This is a genomic window from Microbulbifer maximicatervae (SeqCode), from assembly GCF_052468155.1.
The window spans coordinates 2,001,028-2,021,037 of record NZ_CP174335.1; the positions used below are offsets into that span (position 1 = coordinate 2,001,028).

Annotated in this window: 20 protein-coding genes; 10 read left to right on the forward strand and 10 right to left on the reverse strand. The window is 49.7% G+C overall.

Annotated elements, in window-relative coordinates; all coding sequences use genetic code 11:
• Window position 1 precedes the first annotated feature (1 nt).
• Entirely contained in the window at window positions 2-1,003 is a 1,002-nt protein-coding gene (trhO, locus tag ACJJIY_RS08595; RefSeq protein WP_444892795.1) for an oxygen-dependent tRNA uridine(34) hydroxylase TrhO, read from the reverse strand.
• Window positions 1,004-1,200: 197 nt separating this feature from the next.
• Between trhO and ACJJIY_RS08600 the strand changes: the two genes are divergently transcribed.
• Together ACJJIY_RS08600 and ACJJIY_RS08605 are read left to right on the forward strand one after the other, a co-directional pair.
• Entirely contained in the window at window positions 1,201-1,461 is a 261-nt protein-coding gene (locus ACJJIY_RS08600) for a hypothetical protein (protein ID WP_108731798.1), read from the forward strand.
• A 203-nt stretch (window positions 1,462-1,664) separates the two neighbouring features.
• Window positions 1,665-2,198, forward strand: a complete 534-nt coding sequence (locus tag ACJJIY_RS08605) for a hypothetical protein (RefSeq protein WP_445359410.1) — start codon at window positions 1,665-1,667, stop codon at window positions 2,196-2,198.
• Window positions 2,199-2,290: 92 nt separating this feature from the next.
• On the opposite strand, the gene ACJJIY_RS08610 is transcribed toward ACJJIY_RS08605, so the two are convergent.
• The 3 genes from ACJJIY_RS08610 to ydiJ form a co-directional block, all read right to left on the reverse strand.
• Complete coding sequence (locus ACJJIY_RS08610; protein WP_238152122.1) at window positions 2,291-2,695, reverse strand: 3D domain-containing protein; 405 nt, start codon at window positions 2,693-2,695, stop codon at window positions 2,291-2,293.
• Between the two features lie 506 nt (window positions 2,696-3,201).
• Window positions 3,202-3,939 (reverse strand): tetratricopeptide repeat protein, encoded by a 738-nt coding sequence (locus tag ACJJIY_RS08615; protein WP_282934256.1) that lies wholly within the window; start codon window positions 3,937-3,939, stop codon window positions 3,202-3,204.
• A 74-nt stretch (window positions 3,940-4,013) separates the two neighbouring features.
• Window positions 4,014-7,049: a D-2-hydroxyglutarate dehydrogenase YdiJ gene (ydiJ, locus tag ACJJIY_RS08620; protein ID WP_445359411.1), complete on the reverse strand. Its 3,036-nt coding sequence runs from the start codon at window positions 7,047-7,049 to the stop codon at window positions 4,014-4,016.
• A 242-nt stretch (window positions 7,050-7,291) separates the two neighbouring features.
• Here ydiJ and ACJJIY_RS08625 point away from each other — a divergent pair, with 242 nt between their 5' ends.
• The 3 genes from ACJJIY_RS08625 to ACJJIY_RS08635 all read left to right on the forward strand — a co-directional run bounded on the left by ACJJIY_RS08625 (window position 7,292) and on the right by ACJJIY_RS08635 (window position 10,676).
• The gene (locus ACJJIY_RS08625) at window positions 7,292-8,254 is read left to right on the forward strand and encodes a YbgA family protein (protein WP_108731802.1); all 963 of its coding nucleotides are present in this window, start codon (window positions 7,292-7,294) and stop codon (window positions 8,252-8,254) included.
• Between the two features lie 74 nt (window positions 8,255-8,328).
• Window positions 8,329-9,204 carry a MerR family transcriptional regulator gene (locus ACJJIY_RS08630; protein ID WP_445359412.1) on the forward strand — a complete coding sequence of 292 codons (876 nt, stop codon included), beginning with the start codon at window positions 8,329-8,331 and terminating at the stop codon, window positions 9,202-9,204.
• A complete protein-coding gene (locus ACJJIY_RS08635) occupies window positions 9,201-10,676 on the forward strand; it encodes a cryptochrome/photolyase family protein (protein WP_445359413.1) in 1,476 nt (491 codons plus the stop codon). The genes ACJJIY_RS08630 and ACJJIY_RS08635 overlap by 4 nt, the downstream gene beginning before the upstream one ends.
• A gap of 21 nt (window positions 10,677-10,697) precedes the next feature.
• Here ACJJIY_RS08635 and ACJJIY_RS08640 read toward each other — a convergent pair whose 3' ends face one another.
• Window positions 10,698-10,898 (reverse strand): CPXCG motif-containing cysteine-rich protein, encoded by a 201-nt coding sequence (locus ACJJIY_RS08640; RefSeq protein WP_445359414.1) that lies wholly within the window; start codon window positions 10,896-10,898, stop codon window positions 10,698-10,700.
• A 143-nt stretch (window positions 10,899-11,041) separates the two neighbouring features.
• Here ACJJIY_RS08640 and ACJJIY_RS08645 point away from each other — a divergent pair, with 143 nt between their 5' ends.
• Window positions 11,042-11,515: a hypothetical protein gene (locus ACJJIY_RS08645; protein WP_445359415.1), complete on the forward strand. Its 474-nt coding sequence runs from the start codon at window positions 11,042-11,044 to the stop codon at window positions 11,513-11,515.
• 190 nt (window positions 11,516-11,705) lie between these two features.
• Window positions 11,706-12,146: a YqaA family protein gene (locus ACJJIY_RS08650; protein WP_445359416.1), complete on the forward strand. Its 441-nt coding sequence runs from the start codon at window positions 11,706-11,708 to the stop codon at window positions 12,144-12,146.
• Between the two features lie 127 nt (window positions 12,147-12,273).
• Here the strand turns inward: ACJJIY_RS08650 and ACJJIY_RS08655 are convergent, their stop codons facing one another.
• Both ACJJIY_RS08655 and ACJJIY_RS08660 read right to left on the reverse strand, forming a co-directional pair.
• A complete protein-coding gene (locus tag ACJJIY_RS08655; protein ID WP_444906404.1) occupies window positions 12,274-12,906 on the reverse strand; it encodes a 2OG-Fe dioxygenase family protein in 633 nt (210 codons plus the stop codon).
• 190 nt (window positions 12,907-13,096) lie between these two features.
• Window positions 13,097-14,026 carry a S41 family peptidase gene (locus ACJJIY_RS08660; RefSeq protein ID WP_445359417.1) on the reverse strand — a complete coding sequence of 310 codons (930 nt, stop codon included), beginning with the start codon at window positions 14,024-14,026 and terminating at the stop codon, window positions 13,097-13,099.
• A gap of 670 nt (window positions 14,027-14,696) precedes the next feature.
• On the opposite strand from ACJJIY_RS08660, the gene ACJJIY_RS08665 reads away from it, so the two are divergent.
• Window positions 14,697-15,896 (forward strand): pyridoxal phosphate-dependent aminotransferase, encoded by a 1,200-nt coding sequence (locus ACJJIY_RS08665; RefSeq protein WP_444914742.1) that lies wholly within the window; start codon window positions 14,697-14,699, stop codon window positions 15,894-15,896.
• 139 nt (window positions 15,897-16,035) lie between these two features.
• Window positions 16,036-16,512 (forward strand): Lrp/AsnC family transcriptional regulator, encoded by a 477-nt coding sequence (locus tag ACJJIY_RS08670; protein WP_108731811.1) that lies wholly within the window; start codon window positions 16,036-16,038, stop codon window positions 16,510-16,512.
• 53 nt (window positions 16,513-16,565) lie between these two features.
• Here ACJJIY_RS08670 and ACJJIY_RS08675 read toward each other — a convergent pair whose 3' ends face one another.
• Both ACJJIY_RS08675 and ACJJIY_RS08680 read right to left on the reverse strand, forming a co-directional pair.
• Entirely contained in the window at window positions 16,566-17,615 is a 1,050-nt protein-coding gene (locus tag ACJJIY_RS08675; protein ID WP_445359657.1) for a HupE/UreJ family protein, read from the reverse strand.
• Entirely contained in the window at window positions 17,615-18,472 is an 858-nt protein-coding gene (locus ACJJIY_RS08680; protein WP_445359418.1) for a peptidylprolyl isomerase, read from the reverse strand. The genes ACJJIY_RS08675 and ACJJIY_RS08680 overlap by 1 nt, the downstream gene beginning before the upstream one ends.
• Before the next feature lie 230 nt (window positions 18,473-18,702).
• On the opposite strand from ACJJIY_RS08680, the gene ACJJIY_RS08685 reads away from it, so the two are divergent.
• Entirely contained in the window at window positions 18,703-19,107 is a 405-nt protein-coding gene (locus ACJJIY_RS08685; protein ID WP_444914740.1) for a DUF4345 domain-containing protein, read from the forward strand.
• A gap of 68 nt (window positions 19,108-19,175) precedes the next feature.
• Here the strand turns inward: ACJJIY_RS08685 and ACJJIY_RS08690 are convergent, their stop codons facing one another.
• Window positions 19,176-20,006: a sterol desaturase family protein gene (locus tag ACJJIY_RS08690; RefSeq protein ID WP_445359419.1), complete on the reverse strand. Its 831-nt coding sequence runs from the start codon at window positions 20,004-20,006 to the stop codon at window positions 19,176-19,178.
• Window positions 20,007-20,010: the final 4 nt, after the last annotated feature.

The window sequence follows — 20,010 nt, forward strand, 5'->3', positions numbered from 1 at the left end:
GTTAGGCCTGCTGGTTGCGCGCCTGTTGGGCTTCAGCCTGGCGGCGGCGCTCCTCTCTCTTTTGCTCGCGGCGGGAGACAGTTTGCGCGCGGGCGTCCTGGCCAATGTGTACTTCACCGCGCTGTTTGGCTAGCTGAATTTGCTTTTCGCGCTCGCGGAAACGGGCTCGGTCCGCTTCAGGCACCTTGTCGTGGCAGTGCGGGCAGCTTACACCCTGCTCGAACAGGGGAGATTGCTGGTCTTCCTCAGTGATGGGCATGCGGCATGCATTGCATTGATCGTATTTGCCGCGTTCCAGGTTGTGGTTGACTGTCACCCGCTCATCGAAAACAAAGCACTCGCCTTCCCACAGGGATTCTTCTGCTGGGACTTCTTCCAGGTATTTCAAAATACCGCCGTGGAGGTGATATACCTCTTCAAAGCCCTGCTCTTTCATATAGGCTGTGGACTTCTCGCAGCGGATACCGCCGGTGCAGAACATGGCGACCTTCTTGTGCTTGGCCGGGTCCATATTCTCTTTTACGTACTGCGGGAACTCGCGGAAAGTCTCAGTTTCCGGGTTGATGGAATTCTTGAAAGTACCGACCTGGAATTCATAGTCATTGCGGGTGTCCACGACAACAACCTCTGGGTCGCTGATCAGGGCATTCCAGTCTTTGGGTTTGACATAGGTGCCGACGGTGCGCAGTGGATCAATGCCCTCTACACCCATGGTGACAATTTCTTTCTTTAGCTTCACTTTACTGCGCAGGAAGGGCATTGCCTGGGTGATGGACTCTTTGTAGTCCAGGTTGGCGAGGCGCTCGTCTGACTTCAAATGGGCTAATACCGCGTCGATACCTTCGCGGGAGCCGGCTACAGTGCCATTGATGCCCTCTTGGGCCAACAGCAGGGTGCCGCGAACACTGTTTTCTTGCATCACCTCCAGCAGTGGGGCGCGAAGCGTTTCAAAGTTCTCAAGGGTAACGAACTTATACAGTGCACAGACAACAAATTGGTTCATGGTACTTCCTCAGTTGCGGGCCGGATCGCAAATCCGGAGCAGAAAAAATCGCCGCGCATTTTATCGCAAAAAAAGGAGCTTGTCGTACAGTAAGCAGGCGGTCCGCATCTGCAAGAAAAGGGATTTGTAGTTGACCGTCGGGCCGCAAGTTGTCAAAGTTCTGGCCGAAATTTCAAGGTCACAGCGAGGCGAATCCCATGGGCGAAGAGTTTGCACCGAAAGAATCGGAGTTGAGCCAGATCTATCGGGAGGGCGAGGTTTCCGTCCAGATCGATATTTATGAAGATGGTGAGGGCGGCTGGCTGCTTGAAATCGTCGATGAACACAACAACTCAACCGTTTGGGAAGATGCGTTTGAGACTGAGCGGGAAGCGCTGGATGAAGCGCTCGATGCTCTTAAAGAGGAGGGGATCGCTACCTTTGTTGGGCCAGTTCAGGAAGCCGACGGCAGCTGGTAAGTCCTCTTCAGGGTGAATCGGCTGACTGGCAATTCCCAGCGGGAGTTGTGGCAAAAGTCGGCTGACATTTGTTCAAACTGCTATGGTTAATGTGAGAAGGGAATCGCGACTGTGTAACAGCACACCCAATCACAGTGCCGCCGCGAGACAATGGTGGAATCCAGGTCTCCGGCGGTACTACCTAACCTGCGGTTACCCTCCCCATGAACCTGCGCTACCTTATTCTGCTGGTGACTGTATTAAGTCCACTGGTATCCGCAGAGAGCATCCGCCTTTCCAATCGACAGCTGCTCACCACTGACCTGAAAGAAGCCCGACTTATCTCCGAATTGAGTGGCTATGCCATTGTTGCCGGGCGCCATTGTCTCGATTGCGACGAGAACCTGGCAATTTATATACAGAGAGTTGGCCGCGCCGATATGGGGATAAACCCAGAGATAATTGGTATTGAGGCTGATCGCTATACCTATCCCGGCCGCTATCTAGATTACATGACCAAGAAACTGGTGGAAAAAACCCGCATGTTTTATGGGCTCTGTCACGAGGGGCAGCCATCGCTTTTATGGCTAACGGAATACAGGGAGGGTGAGCGCTGGGTAAAATCAGAATACTTAATATTAATTGGCGAGGATGGATTAAAACATCGCTATACCGAGAACCAGCAGCCGAGCTTGTTTTATATCGGAAATTCAAATTGTACAGAGCTAGAAGGGTTTTTAATGGAGATGGAACCCTGATTGCTTTTTGGTGGATTGGATATAAATTCTTTTAACAATAAAAAAACCCCGCTGGAGGGCGGGGTCACAAGCTCTGTTGAAATTAGGTCTAATTACTTTACGGGTTCAAAAACAATCTTCAGTTTTTTCTTGCCCCAGGCGCGGGCTTTCTTAATGTCTTTCTCCATCCAAACATCGATTCGGTTAGTAAAACGCTTGTTCATACGGTCGCGCACGGTATAGGTGCCAGGCAGACCTTCAATTTTAACTTTGGCGCCGTTAGTCAGACCGTGTTTTTCCAGGTCACGGGATACGGCGATAATTTTGTCACCGGGGCGCAGGCGGTTGTTCCAAGCTGCTACCCAGGGATCACTGTCAGTTTGTCCGGGTACAGAGTTGTAAGCAGTTGCGTCAACAATCATGGTTTTCTTAAGTGCTGCTGAGGCATTAACGCTTACACCGATAGCGAGCAAGGCAGCAATAAAAAAGGCAGTATTTCGCAGAGTCTGTTTCATCATGTCCCATTACCTCCAGGTCATAAATGGTCACAAGCCAAGGGCTGCTTGTGAAATTTCCAAGTTTGTTTGGAAATCGTTGATCAATATTTAATCAACGCTGGCTATATTACCGGCGATTCCTGAGGTATCAACTTTTTCCTGCAAAGCGAGAAAAAGCCGTATGAATTGGCGGGTTATTTACAGAAAATAAAAAAATGGCTTAATTTTCAGATATAAAGAACAATAAAATTGCACTGTATATATTTTGTACAGAAGGAAATGGCCGGATAGAACCCAGCTCCTTGGTAAATGGTTTCAAAAGAGAAAAATTGCGTGACAGCGATGTCATTCTAAAGAGTCGTGCTAGGAGTGGTGGAGGGCATTGCTTAGCATGACTGGAACAGTAAAAAATTCCTCATAAATTATTTGTGACTTATTCTCCATATATTGCTGATATGACAAAAAACAGCAGGTTTTAGCGGAAAAACCGGTGCGTCACATTAAAAAGTGCAGGGAATCCCCAGTACTTACAGCGCGGTTTCGGGGTTTTCCAGTATCGGTTCCACCTGGCTGCGCAATGCGGATAAGTAGTCACTGTCTTCCTGGAGGTCCGGCAGCTTGTGCTGCATGTCCAGCTTCACCGTTTTTTCCAACCAGATGATGGCTTCCTCCAGGTTTCCCTGCCATTCACAGACTTGCCCCAGGTTGAAATAGGTGATGGCAAGGTTCTGCCATTCCGCCTGTTCGCGCAGGCCTTGGATTGCACTCTTATATAGAAGGTAAGCCGAGCGTAATAGATGAGCTCGCTGAGTGTGCTCCTTCTCCGTTGCTGCTTGCTGATGGTAAGTGTGTGCCATGGCCGACCGCACTCTCGCGGTGGACTGCGGTAGCACCGCGCCCTCATCCAGGTAATTGAGGACCGATTCGAACTGTGCGCGGGCAAGGGGGTAGAGGTCAGGTCGCGCTTGGGCGCTAAATGCATTGAGCACAATACCGTAGCGGTAGCGCAGGGCCTGTTGCTGGTCCGGATAGTCGGACAGCGAGGAGATGGCCTTTTCGTAAAGTGGCAGTGCGTCGGCGTAGTTGCCCGTGCGGGCGTAGGTTTCAGCCTCAGTAACCAATGCCAGGGAGTGTTGGGCCTGGGATAGATGGTGCCCTAATTGTTGTTTCCCGGAGTTTGAGCTTATGGATATTGCTGCTAGCAATACGGCGATGCCAAGCAGTGCATAAAACAGCATGAGCAGGTTTGAGAGATGTTTGTGCATAGGCACTTCCCGCAGGCTACTTTGGGTGGACAGTAAGAGACCCGGAGATATGGGCCCCTTACGTCAGTAAATGCCTATTTATCCAGTTGTGCCAGTAGCCCCTGTAGCGGATGGCGCAAGGATACGCCTGCAAAGCGACTGGCCTGGCAACGACAGGAATAGCCGGTGGCCAACTGGTTTTCGCCACTGTTCAATCGGGGCGCCCAGGATTGCTGGAAAATGACTCGTGAGGTCTCTTTGTGATCTGCTTCGTGGCCATAGGTACCGGCCATACCGCAGCAGCCGAGGCTCTCGGTAGCGAGTTCCAGGCCCAGGGCAGTGAAAACATTTTGCCAGTCTTTCACCGAGGCGGTGGCATTGGTTTGTTCACTGCAATGGGGCAGAAGCTGGAAGTTGGCGGGCGCTATGCGGTGGCGCTGTTGTTCCAGGTGCTCCCGCTGGGAAGCCAGCCATTCCTGTAACAAGTGGACCTTGGGTGCCTCATCGCCCATCAGCTTTTTATACTCGGAGCGATAAGTCAGGGTCATTGAGGGGTCGATGCCCACAAGGGGAATACCGCTGGCGGCGAGGTCGTTAAGCATCTGGCTGTTTAATTCAGCGACCCTCTGGAACTGGCGCAGGAAACCGTGCACATGTAGGGGTTTGCCGTTGGCGCGGTAGGGCGCCAGCATGGGGACAAAATCGAGCTGCTTTAGCAAGCGCACGATGTCGGCAACCACTTGGGCATCAAAGTAACTGGTAAAAGCATCCTGCACTATCACCACTGCGCGACTGCGCTGTGCCGGGCCCAAGGACTCCAGGCAGGCGGCACTGGCGACAGGCACACCCAGCTCCGCCATAGTCGCTTTCAAGGTTTTTTCCGATAACAGTGGGCTGTCCACCATGCCGAACAGGCGCTCCATCAGGAAGGAAACTGGCTTGAGTTTTAGTGGCCAGTTGTATAACTGAGGTAGCTTGGCCAGGTGTGGCATTAGGAATTCCAGCCCACCGACGGCGTAATCTTTTAGCGGACGCAAATAGCGGCTGTAGTAGAGTTCAAGGAATTTGCTGCGAAACTCCGGCACATCCACTTTTATCGGGCACTGCCCTACACAGGATTTACAGGCCAGGCAGCCTTGCATCGCCTCGTTAACTTCGTGGTTGAAATCGTACTCTCCCCGGGTTTTTGCCAGGGAATTGATAATGCGCTTGGGGAGTCCGACAAAAAAGGAGCGTTCCCGCAGGCGCTGGGCACTGGAGACCGCATCAACATTTTTTTCGCTGAGCAATCGCAGCCATTCGCGCATTAAAGAGGCGCGCCCCTTGGGAGAGTGAATACGGTTGCGAGTGGCCTTGTAGGAAGGGCACATGGCATCGTCGGGGTTCCAGCTAAAGCAAGCGCCATTGCCGTTGCAGTGCACACCTTCCTCATAGCCCTCCCAGACCTGGGCGGGAATTTGCCGGTCTCGCTCGCCTCGGGTGGATACTTCGTCAATTTTCAGCAGCTGGCTGTCATCACTGGGGGTAGCTATTTTCCCCGGATTGAGTTGGTTGCGAGGATCGAAGGCGGCTTTGATTTTTTGCAGCTCAGGGTAGAGCTCGCCAAAAAACTCCGGTGCGTATTCAGACCTGACACCTTTCCCATGCTCCCCCCACAAAAGGCCTTTATATTTCTGTGTGAGGGCGACCACCTGATCGGTAATCGGACGAATTTGTGCGGCTTGCTCGGGGTCTTTCATATCAATTGCCGGGCGCACGTGCAGCACGCCCGCATCGACATGGCCAAACATACCGTAGTCGAGATTGGCCTTATCTAATACCGCGCGGAACTCAGCGATAAAATCCGCCAGGTTTTCCGGTGGTACCGCCGTGTCCTCGACAAAGGGAATTGGGCGTTTTTCTCCCTGGGCATTGCCCAGTAAGCCCACGGCCCGTTTGCGCATGGCCCAGATTCGATTGACCTCGGCGTGGCCTCGGGCAATGGAATAACCGAAACTTTTACCTGCCTGGCCAATAGCTTCATCAATATGAGCAGTAAATTGGGCCAGTGCCTGCTCCAATTCCTCTTCGCTATCGGCGGCGTACTCGACTAAATTAATGCCCTTGACCGGACGATCATCCGCTGGGAAAAATTCACTGACGCTGTGCCAGACGATATCTTCCATCGCCAGCTGCAACACTTTGCTGTCCACCGTCTCGATTGACATGGGACCGGCCAGCATCAGGTCTTTGGCGTCGCGTAGCGCCTCTTGAAAATGGTCGTACTTTAAATTGACCAGAGCGACACATTTGGGAATTGGCAACAGGTTGAGTTTTGCCTCGGCGATAAAACCCAGGGTTCCCTCTGAGCCACAGAGAACACTATTGAGGTTAAAGCCTTTATCGTCGCGAATATGAGCCAGGTCGTAGCCGGTGAGGCAGCGGTTGAGCTTGGGAAACTTTGCTGTGATTAATTCTGCTTTTGTACGCGCGATAGAATCACAGACTTGGTGAACCTGTGTAGAGCGTTTATCCCCGACACTAACTTGTGCCAGCTCCTCATCGTCGATCGGGGCCGAGTGCCAAATCTCACCGCCCAATAATACGGTGTGTAACTCCAGCACGTGATCGCGGGTTTTGCCGTAGACACATGAACCCTGGCCTGAGGCATCGGTATTGATCATGCCGCCAATGGTGGCTCGGTTACTGGTGGAAAGCTCCGGAGCAAAAAAGAGGCCGTGGGGTTTGAGTGCTGCATTCAGTTGATCTTTGACCACACCGGCCTGTACCCGGACCCAGCGCTTCTCAACATTGATTTCGAGGATCTGGTTCATATGGCGGGAGATATCTACAACCAGTCCATCGGTCAGGGACTGGCCGTTTGTACCGGTACCACCGCCACGGGGGGATAGCACTACCGAGTGAAACTCCTCCCTGTCAGCCAGCTCGGCGAGCAGCTGCAAGTCACGACTGTCGCGGGGATAAACAACGGCCTGGGGGAGGACCTGGTATATCGAATTATCGGTAGCCAGGACCGTGCGGCTGGCATAACTGGGGGTGGTATCGCCACGGAAACCTGCGTCCTTCAGTTCCTGCAAGAACTGCAAATAGAGCGCCTGAACCTCGTCGACTTCGCGCAATGCTGGAATCATGAGCTAATCCGTACTTTCCGGGAGGTATGGGCCGCATCGCAGACCGGGGACCGGCGATAAGAGTGCGCGCAGCGCTAAAACTCGGAATGAACGCGGCTTTGCATTGTAGCTTTGGTTTGTATTTGCGCAAGCCACGGTTACCTTGCAAGAGACTTCCAAAAACTTATACAAGAGCAGATCTTGTATAAGTTTTAGTGACAGGCTATAAAAAAGGTAGGCCATTACCTGCACACTTTGTGACTATGAATATTCAATTCCTGCCGCATAAGATTCCCGTTGGTATCAGCCGCTGTGCCGTGGGTGATCCCGTTCGATATAACGGTAGCCATAAGCACAGCAAAGTCTGCACTCAGCTGCTGGGTAATTGCTTTGATCTGCAAGCTTACTGCCCGGAAGTGGCAATAGGCTTGGGAGTGCCCCGCCCACCAATTCACCTGATTGTCAGTGATCGCCTGCGTGCAGTTGGGCGCGATGACACCAATATCGATGTGACAGAGGATCTTGAGGCTTACGCAGATGAGATAAGCCCGGAGGTTGAGCAGTTGCGCGGTTTTATCCTGATGCAAAAGTCTCCCAGCTGCGGTGTGCGTACTACCCCCCATTACAAAGAAGATGGTCGCGGTGTACTGGCGCATTCGGCAGGTCTATTTGCTGCGCGTGTGAGAGAGAATTTCCCCCACCTCCCTATGGAGGAAGTAGGGCGACTGAATGCCAGCGATATTCGCGAGAACTTTTTAACCCGAGTATTTGCTTACGATGCCTGGCATCGCTATGTATCGCCGGATCCTCGACCCGCTAAAGTTATTGAGTTTTACACCGCTTATAAGTACCTCTTGCTAGCCCATAGCCAGCCTCTGACCCGTGCCTTGGGTCAGTTTGTTTCCAACTCTCGTGCGGTGACCCCCGAAGAGTTCGCTTATGAAATTCGTGGGCGGATTATGGATATTCTCTCCCAACATGCATCGCGCAAGGATCGAACCAATGCACTGATGCACAGCCAGGGGCATTTAAAGGGCTATTTAAGCCGGGAAGAGCGGGCTGAACTGGCCCAGCTTATCGAGGAGTACCGGCAAGGGCATAAACCGATTTCGGCGGTGCTTACTATGCTCCGTCATTACTTGCCGAGAAGCCCACACCACTTTATCCACAGCCAGGTCTTGCTCGCTGCCGAGCCGGCTGAATTAGGTTTATGTGAATTTCGATAATGAGCGTCATGTCCGACCCAGAAGTTGTTGAAAAAAACTATTTTCCGATTCGTGAGATAGCTCGGAGGACCGGGGTGCACCCCGTGACCTTACGGGCCTGGGAGCGCCGTTATGGTTTACTAAAACCCATGCGCACCAGTAAAGGGCATCGCCTTTATAGTGAAGAGGAAGTCGAGCAGATCGAAAAGGTCCTGCAATGCCTCGCCAGGGGCGTTTCCATTGGTCAAGTGCGAGACCTGTTGGCGCGAGAGCAGGACAATTTAGGGGGGGCAGCGACTGCAGGCGATGGAGAAAACAATTGGCAGGCGATGCTGGATGAAACCTCCGGTCTTCTCAGAGACTTTGCAGAACCCCAGCTGCGCCGCCGTCTCGATCAGTGGTTTTCCTCATTCCCTGCCGCTTTGCTGTTGGAGCACTGGTTGAAACCTTTGCATGTGCGGCTTGAGCGATTTCGCCTACCTGAAGCCCGTGGAGCACAGACATTTTTCTGGCCTCTGTTAAAGGAACAGCTACTTCTGGCTAATGGTATGGCCAGGAAAAACCTGGACAAAGACAAGTCCCAGGCGAAGCCCCGTGTTCTTTTACTGGACATTGGCGTTCAGGGCCAACAGGCATTTATACAGATGTTTATTGCGGTACTCCTTGCTGCAGGAATAGAGGCTATTACCCTGGCTTATCCTGCGGGATTATTGGACCTTGGAAGTACCGTCAAAAAATTGGGTGCTCAGGGAGTGCTTTGCTACAGCCACAAGGCTCTGCCCAAAAATATTCTTGAACGTGAGCTACCAAGTGCTGTTCAGGGGATGACTGCCCCCCTGTGGCTTGCGGGTGATTTTATTGAGGTGCAGCGCTTGGCTTTGACTGAACTGAACCGTCTCCCTTTAACAAGGGTACTTGCCGGAAATACAGAGAGCGCAGTTACGCAATTGCGGGAGTCTTTAAAGCTATGAGTCGCCCAGTGACTTTGCCGCGTGGCCTGGTATGGCTACGCAGTGACTTACGCCTCAATGATAATTCAGCACTTTACCAAGCCAGTGTGCAATGTCAGGAGGTAGCTGCTGTATTTATTGCCTGTCCGGATACCTGGCAGAGTCAGGATGAAGGCAATCCATTGGTAACTTTTCGTATTGCCTGTTTGCGTGAATTACAAGATGGATTAGAGGAGCGCAATATACCGCTGTACTTCGTTGAAGTTCCTACTTTTGCTCAGGTTCCAGGGGTTCTTCAGCAAATAGTTGAGCGCCTGGATATCAATGCTCTCTATGCGAATGCTGAATATCCACTCAATGAGCTGCGCCGTGATAATGCAGTAAAAGATTTACTGACAAATGAGGGGGTTCAGGTTCAATTCTACAGTGACCGCACCCTGCTTCCACCGGGAGCAGTAAGAACCGGCGGAGGGGAACCCTACAAGGTGTTTACCCCCTTCAAGCGTGCACTGATTCAATTGTGTGCCGATAGTGAAGTAAAAACCTTACCTAAGCCTCGGAAAATTTCTACCCGGGAAAATGAAGCACATTGGCCAAAGTGGCTTTCTTTATCTGAAGAGCAGAAATTGAGCCAAAAGATTCCAACGCAACTGTCGACATACTCGATAGATAAGATCGACGATGCAGGCCTGATTAAAGGTTGGCAAGCAGGAGAAAAGGCGGCACTGAAACGGCTCAAGAAGTTCGGTGGAAAAATATCTGCTTATCAGGCAGAGAGAGACTTTCCAGCACTTGATAGTACCTCCTGCTTATCCCCCTACCTAAATAGTGGTGCTGTTTCGATTCGCCAATGTATAGCAATGGCGTTGGATATGAATGAGGGGCGTTGGCTGGGTGGAGATGATGGGGCGGCCTGTTGGATTAGCGAATTAATCTGGCGGGAGTTTTATACCCATTTGTTGGTGGACTTTCCCCGTCTGAGTAAAGGGAGGCCATTCAAGCAGGAAACTGACCAAATCCCCTGGTCCTACAATAAGGATCAGTTTGAGCGTTGGACTTTGGGGGAGACTGGGGTTCCGATAGTTGATGCAGCGATGCGACAGTTAAATGAGACTGCCTGGATGCATAATCGATTGCGTATGATAGTAGCTTCATTTCTCAGTAAAAATATGCTGATAGATTGGCGCTGGGGTGAGCGCTACTTTATGCAGCGCTTAATTGATGCAGACTTTGCTTCCAACAATGGGGGCTGGCAGTGGACTGCCTCCACGGGTACTGATGCTGCACCCTATTTTCGTGTATTTAACCCTTATAGTCAGTCGCAACGTTTTGATCCCAATGGAGATTTTATCCGCAAGTTTATACCTGAGCTAAAGGAGCTGAGCGACAAAGCCATACACGATCCACCGCCGACTCAAGGCTATCCTCAAGTGATTTGCGATGTGGGGGCTGGACGGAAGCGAGCGATTGAAGTTTTTGCCAATTTGAAGTGAATTTGAGTGCGACAATGCGATTTAGAACGCTTCATCCTCAGTATGAGCCACGATAGATAGCTCGCCATTTAAATCGAGTTCCACAGAGAAAACGATAGGCCTACAGCAAACTTGGCAGTCCTCAGTGTACTGTTGAGGCAAAATCGATGAATCAACCAGTATTTTTATGATTTCACCACAATAAGGACAGTAAATACTTCTCTCCACTATTACCTCTGACACAGGATAACTCCTTCTGGTGATTGTCAGATTTCCTTCTTTAGTCCATGCGAATTAATAGCATAACTATACTTCAACCTTTAGTCTGTCCCCCCCCCCTAATTGCAGAGTTACTCAGAAACTCCTTAAAATAGGAAGTGGTAGCCATGAAAATTGCTATGGCGCTATTGGTTGTCGTATTTATTGTCTTTTCATCTGAAATGTATGCAAGCTCGCGCAGTGAAGTATCTGATCTTATAAAAAGTTTTTACCGCACACTTAATAGTTCATCTCCGCCAAGTAGTTTGAAGAAGTACTTTGCTCAATCCCCTTTATTTTTTATCGGTGAGCAGCCGGGGTTGTCTAGTCATCCCGATTTAATCCCCGTAATTATCGGCCAGCTGCGTAAAACTATGGATCTAGAGACATATCCATTTTCCGGATTATATATAGAGAAAATTTATGTTTCAGAAGATGGTTCAGCAACATCGCTTGTTGTTTTTCAGCGATCCAAATCAAAAGAAAGGAGTAGGAAAGCTGCCTGCAATATCTTGTCGATAGCAAAACTAGAAGGTGGCTGGAGGATTATGGGGTGGACACTGATTTCGACTTCGGATGAGCGGGTCTGTACTTGGGCCTAAGTAAGTCTGTGTAAGGTTATGAATTCTAAAATGTGTTAACAAGGGTGAATATAAAAAGTAGAGGCTTGTGGCTAGTATCGCTAACACTGATGAGGGGGGGTTGGGATGTCCCCCTTTTTTCGATTATAGTGGCATAATTATAAGTATAGATAGAAGGAATGCCGAGTTTAGCTAGGTATGAGTCGTCATTATGGGGTACTTTCTTGAGTGTGGATTTTTGGGGCTTTTCGTATCAGCATTCCTGGCAGCGACCATTCTGCCGCTAAGCTCAGAAATTGTAATGACTGGTCTATTACTCCAGGGGCTCTCCCCTTGGGCCCTGATAATAGTCGCCACTACTGGGAATGTAGCGGGCTCTCTTCTCAATTATGCATTAGGCTACTGGGCCAGCTTGGGCATGATCAAGAAATGGTTGAGAATGTCTGAAGAGGAATTTGTAAAGGCTGAACAGAGATTTAAAAAATATGGGGTATTCTCCCTGTTTTTTTCCTGGGTGCCTATTATTGGTGATCCCCTTACTGTAATGGCTGGTATTCTAAGAATTCGCTTGGTTTGGTTTTTGTTGTTGGTTGCCATGGGTAAATGTCTACGCTATCTGGTGGTTTACTATATGGTATTGCAAGCATCTTGATATGGATATTAAGTTAATAAAAGATCTTGGTTTGGTATTTTGAGAGGATTTGAAGTTTGATTTAGGCGGTCATCTTTTTAAGCTTGAAAAAATTCTTTGGGATCTGGTTTGGGTAAGCTTCATGTTTTCATGTGGTGTTTCTATCGTTATGTAATGTAATTACCACAACATCCCTTAAAGCCTCCCCGGGAAAAAGAGGAGTGATGGGGCTTACGTAGTGTTTGAGCGACCTGTCGTTCAAAACCAAAGCTTTTCCAGGGGTTAGTGTGCCATGAAATATAATTTCATTTTCATCCAAGTTGCTGATGAATGATTCGCCTCCATTGACATTATTTCTATTAATACAATTAATCGCTACATAGTCAAACCCATCTTGATGAAAACCCTCAGGGGTGGGGTAAGCGTTGAATTCATCTGTAGCACGAACTCTTATCTGGTGGCACCCGACCTGATATTTTTTTGCCGGTATATATTGTTGGAAAATTAAGTGTCTTACAATATTTTGTGAGAATGTTCGAGCGATTGCTCCTAATGAGGGGTAGTGACGCTCTATATCCCCAAGGTACGTGTTGATTGTTTTACTCTGTATGAAGATGGTATTGTTGCTCCACTCAATTGAATTGCCACTATAGAGTCCTGAACTATATGTTCGGTAGCGATATGGATTTTGGGATTTTAGGTATTCATCTGGAGGGAGGTGGGCAAAGCTGTCCGCAAGTTCTTCAGGAATGTACTTTAGGATTTGAGTAAATTGAAACATCCAATTCGCCCTGCTACACGAATAAGATAAGGGAATGATTTTAGGTTAATGTGAGTGAAAGATTTTTACAATTATTAAGGGCTGTTTTTTTATTTATGGGGTGTTGAATTGATCTGGGAGGGGTGGCTAATAACTAGGACCCCTTCCTGAAGTAGTAGTCTGAAAAGTTATTGAAAGGGGTTAAGGTATTTTAAAGGCTGTCGAAATCCTGCAGTTTTTGTTGAATCTCTTTTAAATGTTCCGGGTGTGCAGTAGAAATTTTGGCCGCTTGTAAGGCGAGCCTATAGGCTGTTGGAAATGCTTTCTCCCGAGATGTCTCGATATCTGGTTTTACACCAGTCCCCTCCCAGTTAGTTTTGGTAATCGGATTAACTGCCTTGGCGATAGGGATTGCTATTTTAAAGCCATTCCCAAGGGGGGAGTACTGCCAGGGATTTGCCCCACCTTTGGTAGCCTCTCCAATAATGGTTGCACGGTCCAGGTGCTTTAAATAGTACGCAAAGGCCTCTGCTGCTGAGAAGGTATCGCTACTGGTTAATATATATACCGGGGTGTCTGCTACCTTTTTACCCTGAACCTTTTCCTGACTCCATATCTCTGTAACATTGCCCGCGGGCTTCCAGTGGATGCTATTGAGGTGGGTGGGTTTATCAAAAAGATAACCGCTGATAAGGCCGCCCATAAAGCCATTACCACCACCATTCTTTCTCAGGTCAAAAATAATAGCGCTGGTATCTTGGATTAATGCCATAGCTGCAGCCACTCGACCTTGGGACTCCTCGTTAACATGGTCAAACCCCCAGAAATCAATATAGCCGATGTTACCCTCTAAAACTTCGACTCGGGTAAATCCAGAATTTTTTCTACTGAGCTTACTAAACCAATCCTCGTGTTTCGGCTGCTGTTGGGGAGATTCTGGATCATCCCAGCTTACGCCAAAGTGTTTATCATGCTTTGTTAAGGCGGATTTAATAATTCCAGCCACTGACTCTGTGTCAGAGGCTTGTCTGAATGCCTCTGACTCTGCAACTTTATTTAATGAAGAGTGAATAGCTTCCAGGTTTTCTTGCAGGACATAGTTGGAGGCAATCTTTTTCTCGATAGAATTAATAAGCTCCAACTTCCTTTCCTGAGAAATTTCAGTGCCGATTGCCGTAAGTGAACAGGAGGGCAAAAGTTAGGTTAGTAATTGTTTCATCTTATCCATGATTTATATTTACTTATTGGTTTTCAGGTGTTAACGATAACACGCAATCAAGTCGTAATAGATAGTCTCGGAAGACCAAAGCTGGTTAACACTAAGTATATCCAGAGGCGCTAAGGGGCCAGTTTTGCACCTAAACCGGGATTGGAGTTTGCCCTCCATCTTTGAAGATTAAAGTTAATCTATATACAGCGAAAACTTGAGGGAGATTGCTGCGAGTCAGGTGAAAGGGGCATGGGGAGCGGACGGGATGTCAAAAAAGAACATCGTAATGAAGCTTTGTCCATAGCCCTGGGATTTTCCTGGCTCCGGTTAATAGTGTTCAATTGCAGTGGGATGGGGTGATACCTTGCTTAAGTTTTACTCATTACTCGCTCTCTTTGGGGCGGCAGGATCGACCTGAGTAACTGAGACTGAAAATCTATTTCTAGTCGCGATCCACGTGAACACACTGGCCCCCGCATTATCTGCGGGAATACCTGAGAAAAGCTCCCTCTAATGCGAAATTGACGGTCATATAGCGGCACCGATTACCCAGATGGTTGTTACCTTAGCCCCTATAAATGGCTGCTAAATAGTGAAAAACGTGACAAATTTTACCCCCAGGTTCAGCTTGCAAAGTGAGGCTTTGAATGGTGAGGATTCCAATGTTTGGGCTGTGAGTGACCGGGCTCACGATCTCGCCAATAAAGGGGAGGATGTCATCTTTCTCTGTGTAGGCGATCCCAACTTTGACACCCCCGAGCCGATCCTCGACTTTGCCCGCGCTCGCCTGGGAGTGGGGCGCACCCACTATTCCCCTGCCGCCGGGGAGCCAATGTTGCGCAGGGCTATTGCGGACATCGAGAGCAAGGTCTCTCCCCACCCCTGTAATCCGGATGATGTTGTTGTTTTCCCCGGTGGAACCAACGCTATCTACGCAGTACTTGCCTGCCTGCTAAACCCCGGTGAGGAGATAGTAATTCCCGAGCCGATGTATATCGGCTATGTCCCCATTTGTGATGCCTTGCGCCTCTCCGTAAAGAGAGTGACTTGCCCGGCGGAGACCAATTTTGCTTTTGATGTCAACGCTATCAAGGCCTCCATCAGTGAGCAGACCAAGGTTGTTATGATCAATACGCCGGTAAACCCGACTGGCGCGATGGCTACCCCTGAACAATTGCGCGAGTTGGCGGCATACTGCCGCGAGCGCAATATTTGGCTGGTGTGTGATGAAGTTTATTCAATGATCACCTTTGCCCGCCGCCACACCTCTCTGCGTACGGCAGCGGAGTCGCTGGATAATATTGTTGTGGTTGATGGCTTGTCCAAATCCCACGCCATGAGTGGCTGGCGCCTGGGGTGGGCAGTAGCTCGTGGTCCCCTGGTAGATCGTTTGATTGCTTTTGCAGGGGCGACAATTTTTGGCTGCCCGCAGTTTATCCAGGAGGCCGCTGCCTTTGCCCTGGAATTTGATAGCTACTTCGTGAAGCAGATGCGGGATGCCTATCAGCAGCGTCGAGACCTGATTGTTGAGAGGATTGGCCAGATACCTGGCTTGAGTTGCTACAGCCCTGAGGCTGGGATGTTTGTTATGGTGGATGTCTCCAAGGTATCCAGCTCCGGGCAAACCTTCGCTGAAGCCCTTTTGGATGCTGAGCGGGTCTCGGTACTGCCTGGCGCGCCCTTTGGTAGCAGTTCAGTGAATCATGTTCGCCTCACCCTGGCGGCTGATGAGGCCGAGTTGTCGCGGGCCTTGGATCGCATTGAACAGTTCGTCACCAGTGGTAACCGCCAGGCCGGTTAGGCCTTTGCCGGGAGACTGGTTGTCGCCAAATTCACCTTTGAAGTGATGACAAGTTTCCCATGCCGGTGGCTGTAATGTTTATGCCACCGGCGAATACCGCTATCCTTGCCCCCTTTCAGATTCAAAAGAAAATAGCTCCGTGAAAATTGACCGGCATAATTTGCGTATTTTGCAGGCCCTGCAATCAAACGCACGTACAAGTAACCTGAATTTGAGTGAAAAAATTGGATTATCGGAAAGTGCCTGCCTGGCCCGGGTTAAACGCCTGACCAGTGAGCGCTATATCCGCGAGTTCTTTGCCGAGATAAACCTGGATAAAGTTCGGCATGCAGAGTTTTATGTAAACGTTGCGCTTAAGCGGCAGGATGCCCGTACCAGTGAGAACTTTCGCCGTATTATTAGCGATATTCCACAGATTGTTTCCTGTGTGAAGATGTCTGGTGAGTTCGACTATATGCTGCATTTCGTCTGCCCGGACGCAGCAGATTTTAATCGAGTCTCAGAGCAGTTGTTGGCCAATGAAGAGGCGGCGATTTCCCGTATGACTTCTCATTTGGTGATTGAGAAAACCAAGCCTTTTACCGGCTACCCACTGGAACTCTTGTTTCAGGACTGAGCCTTAAATTAACCGGTGTCCGTGATTTTCAGGGCACCGGTTAGTGTTCTCTGTTATGGGAAAACAATAAGCAGGCTGCGCTCAATCACCCAGTAGCAGGCAGTGCCCCCCAGCGTATACGCGACCACCGTAGCGACTGGTATTCCGATACCTCCGCCTTCCCCGAAAGAGTATTGTTCGCGGTTCCGAATGGCATACCCTGGCCTGTGCTTAAGGAGCTTCTGATACAAGTTGATTGCTGCAAGAACAGCGGTGATAAATACTAATTGCCCCACTTCCACACCGAGATTAAAAGTCAGTAATGCCTGGGGAATAGCGCCCTGGGGAAGCCCAATTTCCCCCAGTACACCGGCAAAACCCAAACCGTGTAAAAGTCCAAAAGCAAAGGCAATTGCCCATGGATAGCGACTGGTCAAACTGAAAACACCATGCCTCTGGCGTACAGCCTCTCTGGCTGCCAGTAAAATACTGAGGGCGATAATCGCCTCCACTGGCGCTGATGGCAGATGGATATAGCCCAGTACGGCAGCTGCCAAGGTAATACTGTGGGCGATAGTGAAAGCAGTGATAGTGCCGATCAGCTGGCGAAGGCTTTGTTTGAGTAAGATCAGGGCCAAAATGAACAGCAAGTGATCGACACCGAGAAGAATATGTTCAACGCCCAGCACAAAGTAAGTTTGGGCGACTTGGAACTCGCTGGCGGGTTGGTCAAGGGTCCATTCTGGCTGGTCTGGTGTCAGTCGGATAACTTGCTCACGCCCATCTAACCAGGAGATCCGCACTAGCGCATAGGTCATAGTGCTCTGTAGGCCATCGATATGAATCGACAGCTGTTGTAGCTCCCTGGGGTGATGGGTGGTCCAGTGCTCTGTGTAGTAGCCCTTACTTATTTGCGCTCTGGGTTGGCTTAGGGGAGAGGCAGCTTGGTTCAAATGGACATTCAGAGCGAGGCGAAGATTGCCTTGTGCGGGCAATCGCCAAAGTACTTTAAATAATTGTGCATCAACTTGAGTGATGCCCAGGTAAGCCGGGCGCAGTTCGTGGGCAGATAGTATTGGAGTAGAGCTGAGGAGCAGAATGAACAGGAGTGGCCGTATGTGCATCACTTGACGGCAACCTCGGCTGAGAAGTTATCCGGCTTGTGGACAGTGACCTCGTAGTTTTTACGGTACTGGAGATACTGCTCCTGCAGAATCTTCTTTTGCGCCTGGAATTGCCAATCATTTAGTACGCGGCTGCGTATTTCAGCCAATGCCGGTAGCTGGGTGGACTTGATTTCCTCAAGGAGGACCAGGTGATTGCCGAAGGTCGAGCGGACTGGACCACTCCACTTGCCAATAGGCAGCTTGGACAATTGAGCGGAAAATCCCAGCCCAAATTGCCTGTCTATTCGTGGCTCTGAAGTGTCGATAAAAGCAGCTGGTAGTAGGGTTGAGTCCCCAATCATTGGCGAAGCCTGACCGCTGTTTAGCTGCATGAGTAAGTCGTTAAAATCACGTGAATCTGATGAGGCCAGATCCACTGAGAAAAATCGTTGTTGGAAAGATAGGGTGGGGGGATTCTGGTATTTATCAGCCTGACCTTGAAGGAATTTCTCCAATACTCGATCGCCAGGGTCTTGAGTGTCAGCGAAATTACGCGCCGTAAGTTCCATTTTCATTCGTAGGCGGCGGCGGATTACCGTATCGTTCTCGGCTAATCCCAGGGCAAGCGCTTCCCTGTAAAGTATTTCCTCTCTTAGGTAATTCTCAATAAGTTGCTCCAGCTCGCTATCAGTGGGGTACCTGTGCCACTTGCGCTCAAACACCGAACGTAGATGTTCGACGCGCCCCTCGCTGATAACAATCTCTTGTGCAGGCGGTTCCAGGATTTCTCCCAATCCCAATAGGATTAGGGCGATCGAAATAAAATACAGCAGGGGCTCTTTCGCCAATGACTTGAGGAAGGTGGTGGTATTCAAAAGCGCGGCCCTTATTTTGGAGTGGGTCGGAGTTGCGCTGTGGATTCTAATTATGGAAAGACATTCTCAATTTGCCAGTAAGAAAATATTGATAAATCCATCGCTTTGTACCAAATTGGTGAATTGTTCCGGCGTATGGCGGGGTGTGGCTCATATATACTGTGACAGTACTCCAATGCGGTGTTCCCCTTGTATAGGGGTGAGTAACAGAAATTAGAGGGGAGAATCGATTGAAATATTTGGGAAGAGTCTATTTGACACTCAATCTATTGGTTTTTGCTTCTATCGGCCTCTGGGCCCTGTTTAAACCGCAGAGCCTAGCGGATGAAGTGGATTTTTCATTTGATACCCCCGAAGCCATGCCCGAGTTTATGGCCACTTATGGCGGGTTTATGTTGGCCATCGCGGTGATTCTACTGGTGGCTTTGGCTATGCGCCCGCACCGCAGGGTTGCTTACGCTGCGATGTCTATCGCCTATATCGGCTTCGCTCTTGGGCGCCTCTACGGAATGTTATTTATCAGTGGTTTTGACCAGCGCAATTTAGTGCTTTTTGCTATCGAAGTCGTCTTTGTGATCTGGGGACTTTACTGTTACCGAGAATCCCGCTGGTTGCCTTTGCAGCATGGCCATTAACACGGTTGTTACGGCTAGTAGAAAGGAGCCGGGGGAACCCCGGCACCCATTTAAGTAATTTGAGTGGGTTAAGCGTGAGCTTTTACGCCTTCTTCTGCGCTGTTGTCTATTTCCACCTCTTTTTCTCCCCCGTGTAATTGCCCATCCACTGCTTGCCGGAAGACTTGCTTGTAGTCCTTAAATTCTGTGCCCATCCAGCGATCCCACCAAGTGAAGTAAAAGCCGTAGTTACCCTGGAAGCGCTGGTGGTGCAAGTCGTGGTGAGTCGTGGTGGTGAGCCTGTCCATAGGGCCGTCGACCCAGCTGCGGGGGTGGAACTCGCGGCCAGTGTGCAGCATGGCGTTGCGGAAGATACTGATAAATAAAAAGGTGAACCAAATAGTTGGATTAAGCGGCAGTATCAGCGCAATTAGGGGAGAGAAAGCGCCCATCAGGATCGCTTCACCTACGGAAAAACTGTATGCCGTCCAGGGCGTGGGTGTTCTGGACTGATGGTGTAGGCGGTGGAAGTGTTTAAACACCTTGGGATGGTGCATACCTCGGTGGGTCCAGTAAAAATAAGCGTCATGGATCAAAATCACCACTGGCAGGCTGGCAATACTCCACCAGAGTGGATAATCGCTCCACTGCCAGTAAAATTTGGTCAGTCCCAGATCGTGCATCATGGTGGTAATAACCCCTACCAGGGTAAAGATACACACCGTTAATAGTGAATAACTCACCTCCCGCCGAATATCTTTCCATTCGGCACGACGCTTTTGGATACGGCGCCGGTTCATCCAGGAGCGAAATAGCCAGCCGGCCAAAATACTCATTACTGAAGCGGCCAGCACATAGCGAAATAAACTCAACTGGAAATGTTTGGCTCCGTCCTGGGATATGTCGACTAAAAAATCCATATTC